General features: G+C 51.2%; 1 protein-coding gene. It reads right to left on the reverse strand.

All coding sequences use genetic code 11. The features are described from left to right. A partial coding sequence (locus ACR0P9_RS12835; protein WP_432620749.1) for an aminotransferase class I/II-fold pyridoxal phosphate-dependent enzyme occupies positions 1-1,283 on the reverse strand: 1,283 nt, incomplete at both ends.

Here is a 1,283-nt window from a genome sequence, read left to right on the forward strand (position 1 = left end):
ATTCACTGCACACGCGTCCTTCCGTTTCTCGGAGCGGCAAGCTGCATTTTTCGGAATAGAACGCTTCCTGCGGGCTGGTTACAACCTGCGGATCAATATATTCTTGACTGAGCAGACCCGCACCATCGGTCTGAAAGCGGCGGCGAATTTCTGCCAATGCGCTGACCAAACGCTCCACTTCTTGTGCGCGGTCACCAATGGATAAATACGCCAAAATATTGCCAATATCGCCGAATTCAATCTGAATATCGTACTCATCGCGCAAAATATCGTATACTTCAATACCAGCAAGACCAATATCCAACGTGTGGACACTGAGCTTGGTCGTATCAAAATCAAAAATCGAGTTTCCGTTGACAAGCTCTTTGCCAAAGGCGTAGTATCCGCCAATTGCATTGATTTCCTCTCGTGCATACTCTGCCATATCTGCGACTTGGTGGAAGACCTTTCTGCCGCGCAGAGCGAGATTCCGGCGGGAAATATCCAAACTGGACATGAGCAGATAGCTGCCGGAGGTCGTCTGCGTCAAATTGATAATCTGGCGCACATATCCTGCATGGACATTCGGACCGATGAGCAGCAAGCTGGACTGCGTCAAGCTGCCGCCGCTCTTGTGCATGGAAACAGATGCCATATCCGCACCGGCTGCCATAGCGGAAACCGGCAAACCGCCGCCAAAGTAAAAATGCGTGCCATGTGCTTCATCTGCCAAACACAACATTCCTGCCTCGTGTGCCATTTTGACAATGGCGCGCAAGTCGCTGCAAATACCGTAATATGTCGGGTTATTCACCAAAACAGCAACTGCATTTGGATGTTCTGCGATGGCCTTTGCGACCTGCTCTCGACGCATACCAAGGGAAATGCCCAAACGCTGATCTACTTCTGGATTGACATAAACCGGAATCGCACCGCACAAAACCAGTGCGTTGAGCACGCTGCGATGCACATTTCGCGGCAAAATGATCTCATCTCCACGTTTACAGACGGTTAAAATCATGCTCTGTACCGAGCTTGTGGTTCCGCCGACCATCAAAAATGCATGTGCCGCACCGAACGCATCCGCTGCCAATTCTTCGGCCTCCCGAATGACAGAAACCGGATGACAGAGATTGTCCAACGGCTTCATGCTGTTGACATCTACGCCGACGCACTGTTGTCCCAGAAATTCCGTCAGCTCCGGATTTCCGCGTCCGCGCTTGTGTCCCGGCACATCAAAAGGAACCACACGCATCCGACGAAAATTTTCCAATGCTTCATGGATCGGTGCGCGGCTTTGATCC

The organism is Butyricicoccus sp. (assembly GCF_050872565.1).
In the GTDB taxonomy this organism is placed as follows: domain Bacteria; phylum Bacillota; class Clostridia; order Oscillospirales; family Butyricicoccaceae; genus Butyricicoccus_A.